The 17,100-nt window shown below is 54.4% G+C and carries 18 protein-coding genes, 1 other RNA gene and 1 pseudogene; 11 read left to right on the top strand and 9 right to left on the bottom strand.

The genetic code is table 11. From position 1 onward, the window contains the following. Positions 1 to 6: 6 nt before the first annotated feature. The 7 genes and pseudogenes from HNEAP_RS03575 to rpoE form a co-directional block, all read right to left on the bottom strand. Entirely contained in the window at positions 7 to 564 is a 558-nt protein-coding gene (locus tag HNEAP_RS03575) for a flagellar basal body-associated FliL family protein (RefSeq protein WP_012823592.1), read from the bottom strand. A gap of 87 nt (positions 565 to 651) precedes the next feature. Then, a complete protein-coding gene (locus HNEAP_RS12180) occupies positions 652 to 1,587 on the bottom strand; it encodes a GGDEF domain-containing protein (RefSeq protein ID WP_012823591.1) in 936 nt (311 codons plus the stop codon). A gap of 124 nt (positions 1,588 to 1,711) precedes the next feature. Next, entirely contained in the window at positions 1,712 to 2,263 is a 552-nt protein-coding gene (locus HNEAP_RS03565) for a SoxR reducing system RseC family protein (protein WP_012823590.1), read from the bottom strand. Further along, complete coding sequence (locus tag HNEAP_RS12945; RefSeq protein WP_244856378.1) at positions 2,263 to 2,700, bottom strand: MucB/RseB C-terminal domain-containing protein; 438 nt, start codon at positions 2,698 to 2,700, stop codon at positions 2,263 to 2,265. The genes HNEAP_RS03565 and HNEAP_RS12945 overlap by 1 nt, the downstream gene beginning before the upstream one ends. 99 nt (positions 2,701 to 2,799) lie before the next feature. Continuing rightward, positions 2,800 to 3,209: pseudogene (locus HNEAP_RS12940) on the bottom strand (sigma-E factor regulatory protein RseB domain-containing protein); the annotation flags it as partial. A 180-nt stretch (positions 3,210 to 3,389) separates the two neighbouring features. Continuing rightward, complete coding sequence (locus HNEAP_RS03550; protein WP_012823589.1) at positions 3,390 to 4,052, bottom strand: sigma-E factor negative regulatory protein; 663 nt, start codon at positions 4,050 to 4,052, stop codon at positions 3,390 to 3,392. A 64-nt stretch (positions 4,053 to 4,116) separates the two neighbouring features. Beyond that, complete coding sequence (rpoE, locus tag HNEAP_RS03545) at positions 4,117 to 4,743, bottom strand: RNA polymerase sigma factor RpoE (RefSeq protein WP_012823588.1); 627 nt, start codon at positions 4,741 to 4,743, stop codon at positions 4,117 to 4,119. Positions 4,744 to 4,916: 173 nt separating this feature from the next. Between rpoE and nadB the strand changes: the two genes are divergently transcribed. From nadB to HNEAP_RS03525, 5 genes are all read left to right on the top strand, one after another. Further along, on the top strand, positions 4,917 to 6,599 hold the full coding sequence (gene nadB, locus HNEAP_RS03540) for an L-aspartate oxidase (protein ID WP_012823587.1): 1,683 nt from the start codon (positions 4,917 to 4,919) through the stop codon (positions 6,597 to 6,599). 85 nt (positions 6,600 to 6,684) lie between these two features. Beyond that, positions 6,685 to 7,356, top strand: coding sequence for a tRNA (guanine(46)-N(7))-methyltransferase TrmB (gene trmB / locus HNEAP_RS03535; protein WP_012823586.1), 672 nt, complete (start codon positions 6,685 to 6,687; stop codon positions 7,354 to 7,356). A 95-nt stretch (positions 7,357 to 7,451) separates the two neighbouring features. After that, positions 7,452 to 7,636, top strand: a non-coding RNA gene (gene ssrS, locus HNEAP_RS12040) — 6S RNA. Between the two features lie 25 nt (positions 7,637 to 7,661). Then, positions 7,662 to 8,246, top strand: coding sequence for a 5-formyltetrahydrofolate cyclo-ligase (locus HNEAP_RS03530; protein WP_012823585.1), 585 nt, complete (start codon positions 7,662 to 7,664; stop codon positions 8,244 to 8,246). Between the two features lie 17 nt (positions 8,247 to 8,263). Then, the gene (locus HNEAP_RS03525; protein ID WP_012823584.1) at positions 8,264 to 8,731 is read left to right on the top strand and encodes an EVE domain-containing protein; all 468 of its coding nucleotides are present in this window, start codon (positions 8,264 to 8,266) and stop codon (positions 8,729 to 8,731) included. A 995-nt stretch (positions 8,732 to 9,726) separates the two neighbouring features. Here HNEAP_RS03525 and ilvA read toward each other — a convergent pair. Next, positions 9,727 to 11,250, bottom strand: a complete 1,524-nt coding sequence (gene ilvA, locus HNEAP_RS03520; RefSeq protein ID WP_012823583.1) for a threonine ammonia-lyase, biosynthetic — start codon at positions 11,248 to 11,250, stop codon at positions 9,727 to 9,729. Between the two features lie 273 nt (positions 11,251 to 11,523). Between ilvA and rpiA the strand changes: the two genes are divergently transcribed. The 6 genes from rpiA to HNEAP_RS03490 all read left to right on the top strand — a co-directional run bounded on the left by rpiA (position 11,524) and on the right by HNEAP_RS03490 (position 16,351). Continuing rightward, the gene (rpiA, locus tag HNEAP_RS03515; RefSeq protein WP_012823582.1) at positions 11,524 to 12,186 is read left to right on the top strand and encodes a ribose-5-phosphate isomerase RpiA; all 663 of its coding nucleotides are present in this window, start codon (positions 11,524 to 11,526) and stop codon (positions 12,184 to 12,186) included. 8 nt (positions 12,187 to 12,194) lie between these two features. Further along, positions 12,195 to 13,043 carry a shikimate dehydrogenase gene (aroE, locus tag HNEAP_RS03510; protein ID WP_012823581.1) on the top strand — a complete coding sequence of 283 codons (849 nt, stop codon included), beginning with the start codon at positions 12,195 to 12,197 and terminating at the stop codon, positions 13,041 to 13,043. Positions 13,044 to 13,134: 91 nt separating this feature from the next. Next, the gene (locus tag HNEAP_RS03505; protein ID WP_012823580.1) at positions 13,135 to 13,491 is read left to right on the top strand and encodes an ElaB/YgaM/YqjD family protein; all 357 of its coding nucleotides are present in this window, start codon (positions 13,135 to 13,137) and stop codon (positions 13,489 to 13,491) included. Positions 13,492 to 13,497: 6 nt separating this feature from the next. After that, positions 13,498 to 14,055 carry a phage holin family protein gene (locus HNEAP_RS03500; RefSeq protein ID WP_012823579.1) on the top strand — a complete coding sequence of 186 codons (558 nt, stop codon included), beginning with the start codon at positions 13,498 to 13,500 and terminating at the stop codon, positions 14,053 to 14,055. Next, complete coding sequence (locus HNEAP_RS03495; protein WP_012823578.1) at positions 14,052 to 15,296, top strand: BaiN/RdsA family NAD(P)/FAD-dependent oxidoreductase; 1,245 nt, start codon at positions 14,052 to 14,054, stop codon at positions 15,294 to 15,296. Before HNEAP_RS03500 ends, HNEAP_RS03495 begins: the two co-directional genes overlap by 4 nt. A 527-nt stretch (positions 15,297 to 15,823) precedes the next feature. After that, positions 15,824 to 16,351, top strand: a complete 528-nt coding sequence (locus HNEAP_RS03490; RefSeq protein WP_012823577.1) for a phosphate-starvation-inducible PsiE family protein — start codon at positions 15,824 to 15,826, stop codon at positions 16,349 to 16,351. 51 nt (positions 16,352 to 16,402) lie between these two features. On the opposite strand, the gene HNEAP_RS03485 is transcribed toward HNEAP_RS03490, so the two are convergent. Beyond that, complete coding sequence (locus HNEAP_RS03485; protein WP_012823576.1) at positions 16,403 to 16,960, bottom strand: DUF924 family protein; 558 nt, start codon at positions 16,958 to 16,960, stop codon at positions 16,403 to 16,405. Positions 16,961 to 17,100: the final 140 nt, after the last annotated feature.

Below are 17,100 nucleotides of genomic sequence, written 5' to 3'. Positions count from 1 at the left end.
TGCTCCCTACTGCATCAGCAGTTTGGTGAAGTAGACATCATCAATCTCATCCTTCTTGCCGGAGCGCTTCTCGAGCACGGCATTGACCGCCTCCTTGAGCTGTTTCTGCAAGTCTTCTTTTCCTTGACGAGTACGTAGTTTTGCTGCGTTCACGTCGCTCAACACCAGCATGATGTTGTTGATGATTTCGGCACGATTGGTTTTAACCATCGCTTCAGCATCAGGATCATAGGTAATCAGATCGAGCTCGACCTGAAGCAGCTTGGCGTCGTTGGGTTCAGCAAGATTCACCGTGATCGGCTGTCCCAGAGAGACCGTGATCGGTGCACCGTGCTTCTCACTGTCACCGGCCTTCTGATCGCCGTTAGCGTGTCCTTCTGTGGTTTGCTCTGTGGTGGCTGCAGCGTTAGCTGATTCGGCAGCCGGTTTCTTCAGGAGCAGCATCGCGCCCACACCAACAGCCGCCAGCAATAACACGATGATCACAATCATCAAAATCAGCATCAGCTTACTGCCGCCTTTCGCCTTGGGCGCTTCGTCTGCCGCTTCTTCCGCCTTAGCCATGTCCATTCCCCTTGATCAATGAAAATAAATTCCCGCGTAGCTTAACCGTAGCCTTGCGTTTTTTCACCAAAAGCCAATAAAACCGTTCTAGGCAGCTGTCTGCTTAAATTTGTGTTTGTTATGGTACAAAGATTGATCCGCGCGACGAAACCACTCCTTTTCATCGCTATTTTTTTCCGCTTCTGCCAGACCGAAGGACGTACGTACGTTAATCAGTTCGCCGGAGGGCAAGCTAAGTTCGTGAGCGTCAAGCCATGCTGACATACGCTCCGCCATTTTTTTGGCGCCGTAAAGATTCGTTGCCGGCAAAATGGCGCAAAATTCATCGCCACCAAATCGGAAGGCTTGGTCGGTATCACGCAGCACCTGCTGAAGGCCATTGGAGAATAACCGAATGGCCCGATCGCCTACATCATGCCCCCAAGTGTCGTTGATTGACTTGAGGCCATTGAGGTCCATCACCACTAAGCTCGATTTGATGTTATAACGCACGAATCGAGCCTGCTCACGGGCGATTTCCGTATCGAAAACCCTACGGTTTTTCAAACCGGTCAATGGATCCTGATTCGCCTCGAACAAAGCCTTCTGGAATAAAAAAGTATTTCGCAGGGCAAACGCGATGGATTGAGCCACGCGTAACATCCAGGCAGACTCTTCTTCGCTCAGCGAACGCTCGGCACACACAGCAAGCTTACCGAGACGCACATCCGCTTGTTTCAACTCCAGATTATGCAGGACACATTGACCGTTTGATTCCCCCTGAAAAAAGGGCGTAGATACTTCGTCATGTTCTTGACGCCACAGAAAACCTTCGATCGGCAAGTATTGGCTGACACGCTCATACAACTCGTTGAGCAAGCTGAGCGGGTCCATGCAACGCTGTGCTGCAAGCATCAGGTCAATATGGAAGGCCCCTGTTTCTTCGGGCAAATGGCCGCGCCCCTTCGCTACGCCGACCATTGAAGGCAAACGATAAGAAGTCATATCGGAGGTATCGCGGATCGTTGTTCGGTATGCGGCCATGGTGTGCCCTCACTGACTTTAATCAAACCTGATAGTCAATAAGCACGAGTCATGCCAGAAAGATGAGATTAGAGAAAAATCGGGATGCCAGGCCCGCATCGAGGGAAAAGAACACTAGACATATCTAAGCGGACTTGAACAAAACCCGTTCAATGCGCGGTGCATAACGACCGTTGCGAGAAAGTCCGTTCTGCTGCCGCGCAATCAACAGCAAGACAGCAGCGAAACCCACCACTGCGCCGCCGATGGCGCCAGCATCGGTAGCCAAAAGGGATTGGCCTATCATCGCGCCGACAATCAACCCCAGTAGTGGAAGCAAATACATGAGTACAGAAGCCTGAACCAAGGCCGCCGCGGGCAACAGCAATTGAACATGATCGCCAACCTTCACTGGTAAATCAGTGTGTACACGCACCCTGTGCTGCCGACGATTCAGCGCTTTCTGCATGATGCCCACGCCGCATCCACCACGGGAAGAACAAGACTGGCAGCCGCTTTGGCGCTGAGTTTCAATCCATACGCCATCTGCGGCAACAGCAACGACAACACCCTCTTCCTGAATATCGGCGGTATCTGATTTGCTCGATTCCAAACCAGCCAGACGATGTTCTGCATAAGGAACGGAACCGATGGCTGGTTGTTTCAGGCGCGAGGGATCATGGGGTTGACGATTCATTAGCGCGCTTCCTGACTTGGGGACAGCATCGGGTTTCGTTCGCCGCGCTCGGTGTTGGCATCTTTGGCGGGCACGGTGTGTTTGCAAATCTGCTCGACTGCCGCCATGGGCAAATCACCGATGACGGTCAGCCGCACCGGGCCAACCTGTCGCACAGTGATGTTCATGCCGTATTTGGCAGCATCGGGATTAAGCGCCTTGGGTTGGGGCATGTCCTCCACAAAGACCGATGCCGTTGACAGGCCATCGGACACAATCATGTGTTCGAATCGATGACCGGTAACGGGGTTGGTGCGCCACACTCGACTTTTGGTTGAATACCCTGGCAATTCGGGAGACACGATCCAACCCTGCTCAGGAGTCAACGGCTCGGCTGGCTGTGCCTGTCCTCGCTCGACAACCTTGTAGCCGGGCGGAATGGTTTGCGGCGTGTCCATCGGGATGTCCGGCCAAGCTTCTGTAGGCGTGGTATCACCCTGCGGCCGGAAATGCAGTTCGGTGAAGAAATCATGTTCGATCGGCCGCCCCTGATCACTGTAGATGCTCATGCGCAACAGTAGGTGGGACTCATTGCCAATACACAATTTGTAGCCGTAACGAAACTGATCGCGCGGTACCAGTCCAACCAGTTGACAGGCATGATCGGCTACGCGAGAGCTGCCCAGATTGACGATGTGATAATTGGCGTTCAGCGTTTCGGGGTGTTCAAAACGCTCGCCAGATAGCCGAGAACGCACGCCTGGGAAATCACCGAAGACCACTTCCTTTCGCAAAGGCCATGCACATTCGCAGTGATTGCCGTGCCGGATGACTTCACGCGGCTCGCCACTCATGGTTTGCAGACGCTCCTGCTGACATCGGCGGTCGCGCGATGCCATAGTTTCGTGGTATCGATCTGATCCCCACGCAAATGAACGTAGGTACCGGCATAGTCGGTTTTCTCCATCGCCTGCGTCATTTCATTCAGCAACTGAATGGCCCCGGCTTCCGAAGCCGGCTGAGCGGATGAATCGGCGACAAGAAGCACATGCGCCTGGAAAGTCCCAGATTCGACTGTATTCGCTTCAACCGAACCAATAACAGCCAGCGAACAGAGAAGGCCGATGGAAATGCCTCGAATCATCCACTACTCCGTTTGAAAGCTGGTCATGCGTAACGAGGGCATCACTTCGGACAGATCCGGAGAAACAGACTCAAAATGAGTCATCAGGTAAGGATCCATTGGCGCCTTGCGTGCAGATCCCTGGGCCCAGCCGGGCAAAATCGTGTCTGGTGTGACGCGGGCCACCACCGGTAAAGCCTGAGCGGCATTATTTCCGTTTGCGGACTGCTGCAGGCTCGCCGGAACATTCCGAGCCTGTTGAATCAACGCATTTTCCGGCGCGTTCTGCGGCATCATCCAGATACCCACCCCAACCAAACCGGCGACGAATGAAGCGGCAATCGCACCGCGCCAGCGATTCATCGAACGACGAACCTGAGATTGCGGGAACGGCAGCACCCGCCCGCCACTCGTTGAAGCCAGATGCTGCGCAAGTTGCTGAGCCTGACCTTCGTCTTGAGCAAGACGCGCCGAAATCAGGGCCGAAACGTCTCGCTTATCCAGTTGCTCCAAACGCAAGGCAGCCCCGATCAGCGAATAGCATCGCAGGCTTTGACGTACGTCATTTTCTGCCAAAGACATCAGACGATCCGTTTGATGGGGCATGCACTCATCGTCCCACCAGGCTGAAATGGCCTCCTCGGGCGTCGAAGGCAGTGGCATGTGGGCATTATGTTGGGTATTCATCGATTTCCCCCAGATAGAAGGGTTGTGTCAAACAGATTAAGCACGATTTAAAACTCATCCCGGCTCAGGAATCCAACAACGGCTTGATGCGCTCTTCGACCGATTCACGCGCCCGGAAAATCCGGGATCGCACCGTACCGATCGGGCAGTTCATCACGACCGCGATTTCTTCATAACTCAGGCCTTCCATCTCTCGCAGGGTCAAGGCCGTTCGCAAATCCTCGGGCAGCGCCCTGATAGCGGCTCGAATCTCAGCTTCCAACTCCTGGGTAGCGGCCATATCCTCTGGACTGGCGTGATCACGAAGAGCTTCCGGCTCGGGTAATGCTTCATCAGACTCATCTCCGCCGCCAGAGTTCAGTGAAACGGAATAACCACCTCGTGCATCTGCGACCAACTGGATCTTGGCCGTATTGACCGCAATTCGATACAACCAAGTGTAGAACGCACTTTCACCTCGGAAATTCCCGAGTGCGCGATAGGCTTTGATGAACGCTTCCTGTGCCAGATCAAAGGCTTGATCCTGATCGCGAACGAAGCGCCCAACCAGTCGCAGAACGCGATGCTGGTATTTGAGCACCAATAAATCGAACGCACGGCGATCACCCTGTTGCGCGCGCAACACCAATTGTTGATCCGTGGGTTGATCCGTGGCTTGTTCTGTGACCGATGGGGTCGTATCTGTGGCCATAAAGCCTCGTACCGGCGAGCCTCATGGCCCGTTCAAATTAAAAATGCCCACTGTTGCCGCTTTAGTACCGCGGCATCGACAGACGCGCATCAACAACGACGACCCAAAGGTCGAAGCAGCCTAGTATACTCGCATCATTCACGTTCAATCGACAAGCCGAAGCAATGCCCATAATGACTGAAACCCCAGCTGTAGACGTTCTTATCATCGGTTCGGGGGCCGCGGGGCTGACAGCGGCGTTGCGCCTACCGACCCACTTGAAGGTCACGTTGCTCAGCAAAGGGGCCATCAATTCGGGCAGCACACCGTGGGCGCAAGGGGGCATCGCGGCGGCGCTGGGTGGTATCGAGGATGTCGAACAGCATGTTCACGATACGTGTCGAGCCGGAAGTGATCTGCCGGATGTCACGGTTGTGCGCCGCGTCGTCGCATCGGGCGCTCGACAGATCGACTGGCTCCGGTCCCTCGGCATGCCCTTTTCCAGCGAAGACGCACCCGGAGAAACCGGAACCGAACAGCTTCACCTCACGCGCGAGGGCGGCCACGGCACCCGGCGGGTCGCCCACGCGGCCGATCATACCGGTCGTACCCTCGTGGAGACCTTGCTCGAAACGGTGTACACCCGACCGAACATTACATTGCTGGAACATCAACTGGCTGTTGATCTCATCACCACTCATCGCTTGGGGCTGAACGACCAACCCAACCGATGCGTCGGCGCCTATGTGCTTGATCTGAAATCGGATCATGTGCATACCTTGCGTGCGGGTCACGTCATTCTCGCCACGGGCGGCGCCGCCAAGGCATACCTGTACACCACCAATCCGGACAGCTCGACGGGCGATGGCATTGCCATGGGTTGGCGCGCAGGATGTCGGGTAGCCAACATGGAATTCATGCAGTTCCACCCCACCTGCCTATTCGAGCCACGGGCCAAATCGTTCCTGATATCCGAGGCCGTCCGTGGTGAAGGCGGGGTTTTGCTGCTGCCCGATGGCACACGGTTCATGCCCGGCTACCACCCAGATGCCGAGCTGGCGCCGCGCGATGTGGTTGCCCGCGCGATCGACTCGGAAATGAAACGTACCGGGGCCGACTGCGTTTATCTGGACATCAGCTTCAAGGGCAAGGCCTTCATAGAACAGCATTTCCCCATGATTCATGCCCGCTGCCTGCAATACGGCTACGACATGACCCGTCAGCCCCTGCCCGTGGTGCCAGCGGCGCACTATACCTGCGGCGGCATTGTGGTCGATGAACACGGATGCACGGACATCGCCGGCCTCTACGCCATCGGTGAAACAAGTCACACCGGCCTGCATGGCGCCAACCGTCTCGCCAGCAATTCGCTATTGGAGTGCCTGGTCTACGGTGAAGCGGCGGCGGCAGATATCGCCCAGCGGCACGAGACAGACAAATCAAAAACCCAGCCGTTTCCCGTCATTCCCGATTGGGATGACAGTCAGGTAACCGACCCCGACGAAGCCGTCATCGTCAGCCACAACTGGGATGAATTGCGCCGCGCCATGTGGGATTACGTCGGTATCGTTCGCACCACCAAGCGGCTGGAACGCGCCGCGCACCGCATTGCGTTGCTCCGCCGTGAAATTCAGGATTACTACGCCCACTTCCGTGTCAGCAATAATTTGATCGAACTGCGCAACCTGGTCGAAGTCGCCGATCTGATCGTCAAATCAGCCCTCGCCCGCCGCGAAAGTCGCGGCTTGCACTTCACCCGCGATTTCCCCGAACGAAATCCCGAGCTGGCCCACATCAATACCATCTGCAATCCGCAATCTCAGCGGCCTCCTTCGGCAACTAAGGAAGTGGAAAATCAAGTCCGTAGCTCGTTATAACTGCGGTGGCACATAAGTTGGTTACACGGCCACATCCGGCTCGTCAGCGTTTACCATCCAGAATTCATTAAATTTTTCCAATCTGATGCACAGTAATCACACAGTATCGGGCAACTCACGCGCCGTAATTTCCACCCAAACCGGGCCTCATGAACAGTTGCTCGCGCAAGTAACCAAACACAGCCGAAGTGATTGGGGCAAACCGATCACTGACTATAACCGGGCCGCATTTGATCGTGCTCAGGAATGGCTTTTAGAAAGGACAGGAAAATTAATTCTGGATTCTGGCTGCGGCACGGGGGACAGTTCACGTGCGCTTGCAGAAATGTTTCCGGCACATCAAATCATCGGGATCGACCGCTCGGCGCATCGGCTCTCTAGGCAACGACAGCACACGCCGGATAACTGCTTGCTCGTGCGGGCAGATCTTCTGGATTTCTGGCGATTGGCAGAGCAAGCGCATTGGCGACCAGAGCGTCATTTCCTGCTTTATCCCAACCCGGAACCCAAGCCCAAACATTTGACGCGACGATTTCATGCGCATCCTATTTTCCCTGTTTTGTTAGCGCTGGGCGGCGCATTTGAGTGCCGCAGCAACTGGCTCATTTATCTGGAAGAAATGGCACTGGCACTCCAGTACCACCATAAAACTGCGCAGATTCAGCCAATTGACGGCAACGTTCCTCCGTGCTCCCCGTTTGAACACAAATATCGAATCAGTGGTCAACCATTGTGGCGATTGCAGGCGATGCTTTGATCAGCTTCGTCCCGCTGACGGGAAGTTCCAGACCACCGCTGCCCTTAAACGCAAATGAACTTGATTAATGCCTTTCGAGCGCCTAGGATGAATTCAGTCTTCTCGGACGTGCGTCAGGTTGCTCTCAATCCCTTGAGCCTTAATCTGCGACATTGGGAGGCGCATCAAATGGGTCGTGTGCAAGTCCGCCGCGTCGGAAAGCCTAACATCCATTGCGTGCCGCCCAGCTTGAACCTCCGGTTCAAGGTCGAAGAGCCGCCAACGGCGTCTTTGAAGACACCCCACACCAACGTACTTGCATAATCATGCAGTCCAGCAAAACATCACTTCGACGTCAACTTCGACAAGCCAGAAAATCTTTAACCGGTTACCGTCGCGATCGTCAGCAACAACGCATCAGGCGTTTCCTTACTGCGATTCCCCAGGTACGCCATGCGCGCCGGATTGCTGCCTACATGCCGTTCGACGGTGAACCCGATCTGTTTCCCTTCATGCGCAGAGTGGAGTCCAAAATCTGGCTGCCCATGATCCGCTCGGATTTGCATCTGGATTTTCGGCCCGCGTTCACACTCAATACCAAAGCCCAACGACCGATCAACGCTCGCCGCAACCGCTTTGGTATTCTCGAATCCCAACGTCTGCCCATACTTCGCAGCGCCCAGATGGACGTCATTTTGATGCCGCTTGTCGGCTTCGATCGTCGCGGTAATCGGCTGGGCATGGGCGCGGGTTTTTATGACCGCAGCCTCGTTGGTCTGCGTCGTCCGCGGCCCACGCTTATTGGCATTGCTTTCGACTGTCAGGAAATGGCACAAGTGCCAGCCGACCCCTGGGATGTGCCGCTCGATTACATCGTGACTAATCGCGGTATCATCAAAACCAACCGCTAACCTACGAGGAAACCCGAATGAATCACTGGCTGATGAAATGCGAACCCGATGTCTTCTCGATCGACGATCTTGAAAAACAAAAGGTGGAAGGCTGGTACGGCATTCGCAACTATCAGGCACGCAACATGATGCGCGATGCCATGAAAATCGGGGATCTCGTCTTTTTCTACCACTCCAACGTCAAGGTACCCGGCATTGTCGGTATCATGGAAGTGATCAGCGCGCCCTACCCCGATCCCACTCAGTTCGATCCCAAGCATCGTTATTTCGACCCGAAATCCACGCCAGAAAACCCGCGTTGGGTGCAAGTTGACGTGCAGTATGTTCGCCATACCAAGCGGAACATCACCTTGCAGGAACTTAAAGAAGACGAAACACTGGAAGATCTACCGCTGGTGCGACGGGGAAATCGACTATCCATCATGCCGATCAGTGCACAAAGCTGGACGCGCATACTCGCTCGAGAAAATCTAACCGCCGAGTAAGCATCACAAACCCCTTGCAGGTGAAGTGCAGGAATCTCTGATCAAATCAGAAGCACTTGGGGATGCAGCACCATGAACGATAGTCAAAGTGATTGCTCATGAGAAAAATGACAAGGTGGAGCTATTCAAAGCTTCCTTGAATATCTCAAGGGAATCTCGAAAAAACCCGTCATTCTCGCCTAGGCGGTAATCCAGCGCCTTGATTTTTCTGGGTTCTCGCTTTTGCGGGAACGACGAATCACAGGCATTTTGAAGTGCCCTCAATAAATATCTCAGTGCATCACAAGGGTTTATCCACATCATCCGCATGGCATGATTTTTTGGAAAAAGGGTCCGTTAGCAAAATGACCGCGCTTACTCAAGCCCCTAATCGGCCGTTTATCTAAAAAAATATAATCTTGAAAATCAATTGGTTAATAAGTACATTTTTCAGGTGCAATTTTTTGCTTATTTTTTCACCAATCCCACAACTGTTTGATCTCACGTATCTCCGGCAAGATGCCCGTAAAAAGTCCACAAGTTCATCCACAGGTTTTGTGGATAAAAAAACAGCGATCGGGTGCTTGTTTTTTTGATTTTTCCTGGTCCGAATCACCCATTCGGATCGACGTGAAAAATGGCATCCTAAAAATCAAAGAGTTAAACCAATTTCAACCGTAAAACCTAGCAACCTACCAAATTAGTGCACAAAGTTATCCACAGGATTACAAACCAGAACGATGCACATTCGAATGGCTAACATGAACGCCCATACGGAACAAGAGCGTTCAGGCTCAACCTGAGCTTTTATTTATATCAAATAAAAACATAGGTTTATATGCATGGTTAAAGCCAGTGCGTATATCTGATCATTTTTTAATCAATAGTGCCAAGCCATTGATGGCATGGGCTTGCTGATGGTCATCAGACGGTGATGCACGGGGTTATCCACAAAAACTGTGCACAGTTTTTTCTGAGCCGGAAGTCGGGAAAAACCGGGATGAACATCAGACGAATCAAGCCAAAAACAGGTTGTAAACGGGATTATCGGTTTCCGGCCAGTAGGGATAGCTCAGCTCATCGAGGTACGTTATGAACTCGTCCATGGCGCTCTGCTCTACTTGAACACCCACCAGAACACGGCCGTAATCTGCACCTTGATTGCGGTAATGGAACAGACTGATGTTCCAGCGGGCGCCCAGATGGGTCAGGAAGCGCAGCAGCGCGCCGGGGCGCTCGGGAAACTCGAAGCGGTACAAACGCTCATCGCTTATGCCGTGCGCATGACCGCCAACCATATGCCGCGCATGCAATTTGGCCATTTCGTTGTCGGTCAGGTCGATCACGGGATAATCGGCATGCACCAGCCGATTGAAGACGGCGGACCGATCCGAGGGCGTATCCAGACGGATGCCCACAAAAATATGCGCACGATCCTGATCCGCGTAACGGTAGTTGAATTCGGTAATCTGCCGACGGCCGAGCAGTTCGCAGAACACCTGGAAGCTGCCCGGTTTTTCCGGAATCGTGACCGCAAAAAGGGCTTCTTTCTGCTCGCCAATATCCGCCCGTTCGGCCACAAATCGCAACCGGTCGAAATTCATGTTGGCGCCCGAAGCGATCGCGATCAGTGTCTCGCCATGCAGATCGTGCTGCTTGACGTATTTCTTCAGTCCGGCCAGTGCCAAAGCCCCCGCGGCTTCATTGATGCTGCGCGTATCGTCAAACATGTCCTTGATGGCGGCGGTCATCGCATCGGTATCCACGGTGATCACTTCATCAACGGCTTCTTGCGCCACAACAAAGGGGTATTCGCCTACCTGTTTAACCGCGACCCCATCGGCGAACAACCCGACCTGATCCAGAACAACTCGCTCGCCTGCAGCCATGGCCGCAGCCAGACAGGCGGCATCGTCGGGCTCAACCCCGATGATCCGGATTTCCGGGCGCAGCATCTTCACATAGACCGCGATACCCGCAATCAAGCCGCCGCCGCCGACCGGAACGAAAATCGCATGAATCGGGTCGGGATGATGCCGCAGAATTTCCGCGCCGATGGTGCCCTGCCCGGCAATGATATCCGGGTGATCATAAGGCGGGATAAAAGCCAAACCTTCGGACTGAGTAAGCTGCTGTGCATGAGCAAATGCCTCATCGAAGGTATCGCCGTGCAAGACAGCCTTCGCGCCACGCCGACGCACGGCATCGACTTTGATGGCGGGTGTTGTGAGCGGCATCACAATGGTGGCAGCCACGCCCAACTTCTGAGCCGCAAGGGCTACGCCCTGAGCATGATTACCGGCGGAGGCGGTTATCACACCGTGCGCCAACCGGCCCTCGCTCATCAGCCGATGCATCATGTTGTAGGCGCCGCGCAGCTTGAAGGAGAAAACCGGCTGCGTGTCCTCACGCTTCAACAAAATTCGATTATCCAGACGCTCGGAAAGCAGAATTGCGGGCGTCAACGGCGTGTCTTTCGCCACGTCGTACACGCGGGCGGTCAAAATCCGATGAAGATAATCCTGAAGTAAGGCGGACAAATCCAACTCCTAAAATCAATGAGTAAATTAAATAGGCGGGTCAAATGGGCAGGTTAAGAAGATAGGCCGAAACGATGTACCTATAAGAAGTAGCAAGGCAGATGATGCACTTTAAGCCCTATCATGCCAGAATAACGGCCGACAATAATCGCCAGCGCCGCATCTATCTGATTGTAGCCCTAATGCCACGCCAGATTTAACACCCGAAAACCGAAATAGCGCGTCTTGACGATCAACCATGGCATTGACCATCGAAACAATAAGGAATCCAGCATGACCCCACAAGACCAACTCAAACAACAGGCTGCAAAAGCAGCGCTTCAGTACGTACAAACCGGCAGTATTGTCGGGGTTGGCACGGGTTCGACTGTGAATTTCTTTATCGATGAATTGGCCACCATCAAACACAAAATCGAAGGCGCCGTTTCCAGCTCCGAGGCCAGCACCAAGCGTTTGCGGGCACACGGCATCGAAGTGTTTGATCTCAATGGCGTGGGCGACATCCCTGTCTACATCGACGGTGCGGATGAAACCAATGCCAACTTACAGCTCATCAAAGGCGGCGGCGGCGCGTTGACCCGCGAAAAGATCATTGCCCACATGGCGAAAAAATTTGTCTGCGTGGCTGATGAAACCAAGCTGGTGCCGCGTCTCGGTAAATTCCCGCTGCCGATCGAAGTTATTCCCATGGCCCGCAGCATGGTCGCGCGCGAGCTGGTCAAGCGTGGCGGTCAGCCGGTGTATCGTGATGGATTTGTCACCGATAACGGCAACCAGATTCTGGATATCCACAACATGGACATCATGGAACCGGCCAAGCTCGAAGCCGAGCTCAACAACATCCCCGGCATCGTCACCGTCGGTCTGTTTGCCCTGCGCCCCGCCGATGTCTTGATTCTTGCCGCCGCCGAAGGCGTGCGCACACTCACGATCTAAGCCGCCTGATGACCGCACGTTACGGGGTGATTGGCAATCCCATCGCCCACAGCCGGTCGCCGTTGATCCATCGCGCCTTTGCCGAACAAACCAGCATCGATCTGGCTTACACCGCGATTCTGGCGGCTTTGGATGGATTTGTCGCCACCGTGGAAAACTTTCGCAGCGAAGGTGGGCTGGGGCTGAACGTGACCGTTCCCTTCAAGAGCGAAGCCTTTGCCTTGTGCCATACACTGAGCGAACGGGCACAACGTGCGGGGGCCGTCAACACGCTGATTTTTCCGACAGATCCCTCGTCTTCCGATATTCTGGGCGACAACACCGATGGCGTGGGTTTGCTGCGTGACCTCGCGTTCCACCAGATTCCCCTCAAAGGCAAAAAAATCCTGCTGCTCGGCACGGGTGGTGCCTCGCGTGGCGTGCTCGCGCCGCTGCTAGCCGAAATTCCGGCTCGGTTGCTCATCGCCAACCGCCGCGTGGCCACAGCCGAACAACTGGCGACTGATTTTCAAGATGTGTCTGGCGGGCACACGCAGCTTGGTGGCTGTGCATTGGATGCCCTGCCCGCCGAGCCGTTTGATCTTATTATCAACGCCACCTCCGCCAGCCTGACCGGTGAACAGCTTGCCCTGCCAGACGCGTTGATCGGCCCAAACACCACCGTCTACGACATGGCTTATGGCCGTGAACCCACCGTATTCATGCAATGGGGCGCGGCTTTGGGCGCATTCGCCCTCGATGGACTGGGCATGCTGGTCGAGCAAGCGGCCGAGAGTTTCTATTTGTGGCATGGCATTCGGCCGCAAACTAATCACGTGCGGGATTTGCTCAAGGCATCACTTGATCCGGCTTGTTAACTCAATCGCTCAGCCCCGTCCGTTGAACTCGCAAAGCGATAGCGGTCGAATCGGTGTAGGATGAACTCTTGTCATCAAAGGAGATCGCATCATGGCTACCGCACCTAAAACCACAGAAGACACTTCAAACACCACCGGCAACGACGAACTCGCCGCCATTAAGCAAGACATGCATCAACTCAAGGCCGATTTAGCCGACCTGTTAGTTGCCATGAAAACACGCGGCCAAACCAAGGCAGAAACCCTCGGGCAAGACGCCATCAATACCCTGCATGACGCAATTAATGCCTTGAACCAGCGGGTGGATGCGGCCAAAGAGGGTGTCAGCGAAAAAACGCGAGCCACTGTCGATCAAGCAGAACAAGTCATCGAGCGGCATCCGGTTGCCAGCCTGCTCACCGCGTTCGGCATCGGGTTTGTACTCGCCAAACTGTTCAGTAAACACTGATATTAGATGCCAGAGTTCGTCATTGCCCTGCTCGAACTGCTTGAGGCAGAAGGGCGCGCGCTAAAGCAAGCCATCCGCCGCGTCAGCTTCGGTCTGGTGTTCCTGCTGACGGCCTCGGCACTGATCCTCACGGCGCTGGGCTTTTTGCTGGCTGCGGGCTACCTTGCGCTCGCCGCCGCGTTAGGCAGTGCGCTCGCCGCTTTGATCATGGGTGGCGTGAGCCTGCTGTTGGCAGGGACGCTCGGCTTTATCGCCTATCGCGCGCCATGCGCTAACCGGATCAGGCTAACGATCATGGCAAACCAATCCGCACCTCGCTCACTGGATGAAGCCAAACAGCATTTTCGCCAATCCTGGAAGGATGCCGTCAACGACCCGCTATCGGTCGTGCGCGACACCACGCGCCGCTTCCCGTGGGCAACTATAGCCGTCGCTGGGGCTGCTGGCATTCTGGCTGAACGCGGGTTGCCGATCGTGTTCCACACCCTTAAAACAACATTGAAAACCCATCCGGAGTGGCTGCTGCTGTTAGCCCAGCAACTCATTTCTGCGCGCAAGAAATGACCGAATTCGATGTAATCGTGATCGGCGCGGGCGCCGCCGGCATGATGTGCGCGGCCCAGGCGGGCCAACGGGGTAGACGCGTTCTGCTGATTGATCATGTTACAAAAATTGGCGAGCGCATTCGCATCTCCGGCGGTGGCCGCTGCAACTTCACGAACAAGGACGTCAAACCGGAAAACTTTCTGTCGCAGAACCCGCATTTTGTCCGTTCCGCACTGGCTCAATTCAGCGCGCAGGATTTCATCCGGATGGTCGAACGCCACGGCATCGCCTATCACGAGAAAACGCTCGGCCAACTGTTCTGCGACGATTCCGCCAACCAGATCATCGACATGCTCAAGGCCGAATGCGCGCAAGGTAACGTGACTTGGGCGCATCCCTGTGCCGTCACACACCTGACGAAAAAGACCGATGAGCGATTCCTGGTTGAAACCGATCAAGGCGCTTTCACAAGTCAATCGCTGGTAATCGCCACCGGCGGGCTGGCCATCCCCAAACTCGGGGCAACGCCGTTCGGGTACCGCGTGGCTGAACAATTCGGCCTGCCGGTTATTCCGCCCCACGCTGCGCTGGTCCCCCTCGCCCTAGCGCCGACCGATGGCGAACCATTACAGGCATTCACGGGTAACTCACTTGAAGTCATCGCCGAATGTCCGAGCGCATCGTCAGGCAAAGGGCAGAAAAACACGCAAAAGGCGATGCAAAACATACGTTTCAGGGAAAACCTGCTGTTCACCCACCGCGGGCTCTCCGGCCCCGCCATTTTGCAGGTATCGAGCTACTGGCAAAGCCAACACTATTCGGCAGAAAAAAAGCAGCCCATCCGCCTGAATCTACTGCCGGATCTGGACGTTTCCACTTGGCTACAGGCAAACAGATCAAGCAAGCGCACCCTCGCGCAATGCTTAAGCGATTACTGGCCCAAACGCATCGCACAGGACTGGACGGCCGCAAGAGGCTGGACGAAACCGATGGCTGAACACAGCAACAAAGACATTGCCGCCATGAGCGAAATGCTTGCGGCTTGGGAGCTCATGCCTTCCGGCACCTTGGGTTATGCCAAGGCGGAAGTCACCCTCGGTGGCGTGGACACGCGCGCCCTGTCATCCAGCAGCATGGAAGCCAAAGACATGCCAGGCCTGTACTTCATCGGGGAAGTCGTGGATGTTACCGGTTGGCTGGGCGGCTATAACTTTCAGTGGGCATGGTCATCGGGCTGGGTTGCCGGGCAGGTGGTTTAATGACATCGCCGCTTCAGTCCGCAGAACCCATTGGTTTACGGCTTACCAGCGCCCGCTCGATCCGGAACCAGCCATAACAGCACGGCAACCACATTGACGACAACGGCCCCACCTTGGGACACTTTCCTCGATGGCACCATGATCGTGATGGAATGATTGCCAATACACCAAAAGGGCTAACAGTTGACACTCTGGAAATAAACGCCTGCTCAATTCTGATGCGGTCGCAACTCGCGCCGAGCACCAGTATCGTATTGCAGCGGTCTGAAACACAACCAATTGAATTCGTTTATTTGTGTTATCCGGTAGCTATTGAATTTCTGCTTAGAAGGCCTAAATTTTTGTGCACGAATAATTAAACATGGGGGTGCCTCGAAAAACCGTTACGGGCTATCGCCAGCTCAGCGTTACGCCTCAATCGGACAGCGGGCTGCCGCCAGCTTAATGCGAAGCAGACGAATGTCCGCGTTCAGTAGGTTTTTCGAGGCACCCATGGTTTAGATGAGCTCTTGAGGATCGAAGACACCATGAACATGATCAGCCATCGTAAGGAACCCCGGCAGGTCGACATCCATAAATATTGGTCGGTCATGAATTTTGCCGAGCGGTTCGAACAGGTCATCGCTACCGTGCTCGGAATGATGATTGCAATCATCATCCTGATGGCACTGTGGGAACTCATTCGAGATGTTCTGACGAACCTATTCGTTCAACACGAGCGCATATTGAGTCATCAAGTTTTCCAATCATTGTTCGGTAGCATAATGACTTTGTTGATCGCGATGGAATTTCAACACTCAATCATCAAAGTGATCGAACGCCGCGAACACATCATTCAGACCAAGATCGTGGTGCTCATTGCCCTGTTGGCCTTGACACGAAAATTCATCATCCTGGATTTCACAGAAGTCCAGCCAATGATGCTTCTGGCTCTTTCCGCTGGCATTCTCTCGCTGGGTGTGGTGTTCTGGTTCATAGACAAACGGGAGCTCGGAGAGAAAGAACAATCATCATCGGGCGAGCTGGCTGATGACATTACGAAACCCCATCCTTGAAGGTGCGCCACCAAACATCCAGCCAAATCGCTGAAGATCGAGCGATTCAGATCACCCCTTGAAGGCATCCCTCGAAGCCAGATACGCGACTTCCGCCGGGGTGCTTTCCCGCCCTAAAATGGCATTGCGATGCGGGAATCGGCCATACTTTCGCACGAGCTCCCGATGGTGTTCCGCAAACTTGATGTTTCCCGTCAGCCCGTACCGACGGAACAGCGCGACAGACAAGTCCTGCTCTTCGAGTATCTCGCTGTGCATCAACGGCATGAACAAAAAGCTCAACCGGTCTTTGCTCAACTGCTTGTCGAATCCTTTTTTCAACGCATTCAACGTGACATCAATGGCCTTTCGTTCCGTGCGAAAACTCTCCGGCTTGCCGCGAAACATATTGAGCGGAAACTGATCCAGCACAATCACCAACGCCAGCGCCCCCTCGGGCGAATCCTGCCAGTGATCGAGTTCGCCCGCCGCAGCCCGCTCCCACAACGATTGATACTTTTCCCTGATCACATCATCCAATGCCGGTGTCGAAGCGAACCAGTGCTTCTGCATGAAATCGGAATACCAGTAATCGAGAATGTCGGTGGGTTTAATTGTCACAGTTCTCATAATGAAAACCTCATTGCGCTAGCTCATAAATGCCGAAAATAAATTTTTCTGAGACCCTAATCTTTTGATTCAAAAAAAACAGTGGCAGTTGAAGCTTCATCTGGGCACCTCGAAATACCCGTGATTCGTCGTTCCCGCAA

The sequence above is a fragment of the Halothiobacillus neapolitanus c2 genome (genome assembly GCF_000024765.1).
In the GTDB taxonomy this organism is placed as follows: Bacteria; Pseudomonadota; Gammaproteobacteria; order Halothiobacillales; family Halothiobacillaceae; genus Halothiobacillus; species Halothiobacillus neapolitanus.
Note: the sequence above shows the minus strand (reverse complement) of the source record. Positions and strands in the feature narration are given on the sequence as shown.

Bases quoted from the DNA above. Each gene is read 5' to 3' on its own strand.
- rpiA (WP_012823582.1), top strand. From the start codon at position 11,524: ATGACCCCACAAGACCAACTCAAACAACAGGCTGCAAAAGCAGCGCTT.
- HNEAP_RS03505 (WP_012823580.1), top strand. From the start codon at position 13,135: ATGGCTACCGCACCTAAAACCACAGAAGACACTTCAAACACCACCGGC.
- rpoE (WP_012823588.1), bottom strand. From the start codon at position 4,743: ATGGCCACAGATACGACCCCATCGGTCACAGAACAAGCCACGGATCAA.
- trmB (WP_012823586.1), top strand. From the start codon at position 6,685: ATGCACAGTAATCACACAGTATCGGGCAACTCACGCGCCGTAATTTCC.
- HNEAP_RS03500 (WP_012823579.1), top strand. From the start codon at position 13,498: ATGCCAGAGTTCGTCATTGCCCTGCTCGAACTGCTTGAGGCAGAAGGG.
- HNEAP_RS03485 (WP_012823576.1), bottom strand. From the start codon at position 16,960: ATGAGAACTGTGACAATTAAACCCACCGACATTCTCGATTACTGGTAT.
- aroE (WP_012823581.1), top strand. From the start codon at position 12,195: ATGACCGCACGTTACGGGGTGATTGGCAATCCCATCGCCCACAGCCGG.
- HNEAP_RS03575 (WP_012823592.1), bottom strand. From the start codon at position 564: ATGGCTAAGGCGGAAGAAGCGGCAGACGAAGCGCCCAAGGCGAAAGGC.
- HNEAP_RS03550 (WP_012823589.1), bottom strand. From the start codon at position 4,052: ATGAATACCCAACATAATGCCCACATGCCACTGCCTTCGACGCCCGAG.
- HNEAP_RS03525 (WP_012823584.1), top strand. From the start codon at position 8,264: ATGAATCACTGGCTGATGAAATGCGAACCCGATGTCTTCTCGATCGAC.
- HNEAP_RS03530 (WP_012823585.1), top strand. From the start codon at position 7,662: ATGCAGTCCAGCAAAACATCACTTCGACGTCAACTTCGACAAGCCAGA.
- HNEAP_RS03490 (WP_012823577.1), top strand. From the start codon at position 15,824: ATGAACATGATCAGCCATCGTAAGGAACCCCGGCAGGTCGACATCCAT.
- nadB (WP_012823587.1), top strand. From the start codon at position 4,917: ATGACTGAAACCCCAGCTGTAGACGTTCTTATCATCGGTTCGGGGGCC.
- HNEAP_RS03495 (WP_012823578.1), top strand. From the start codon at position 14,052: ATGACCGAATTCGATGTAATCGTGATCGGCGCGGGCGCCGCCGGCATG.
- HNEAP_RS12945 (WP_244856378.1), bottom strand. From the start codon at position 2,700: ATGGACACGCCGCAAACCATTCCGCCCGGCTACAAGGTTGTCGAGCGA.
- HNEAP_RS03565 (WP_012823590.1), bottom strand. From the start codon at position 2,263: ATGAATCGTCAACCCCATGATCCCTCGCGCCTGAAACAACCAGCCATC.
- HNEAP_RS12180 (WP_012823591.1), bottom strand. From the start codon at position 1,587: ATGGCCGCATACCGAACAACGATCCGCGATACCTCCGATATGACTTCT.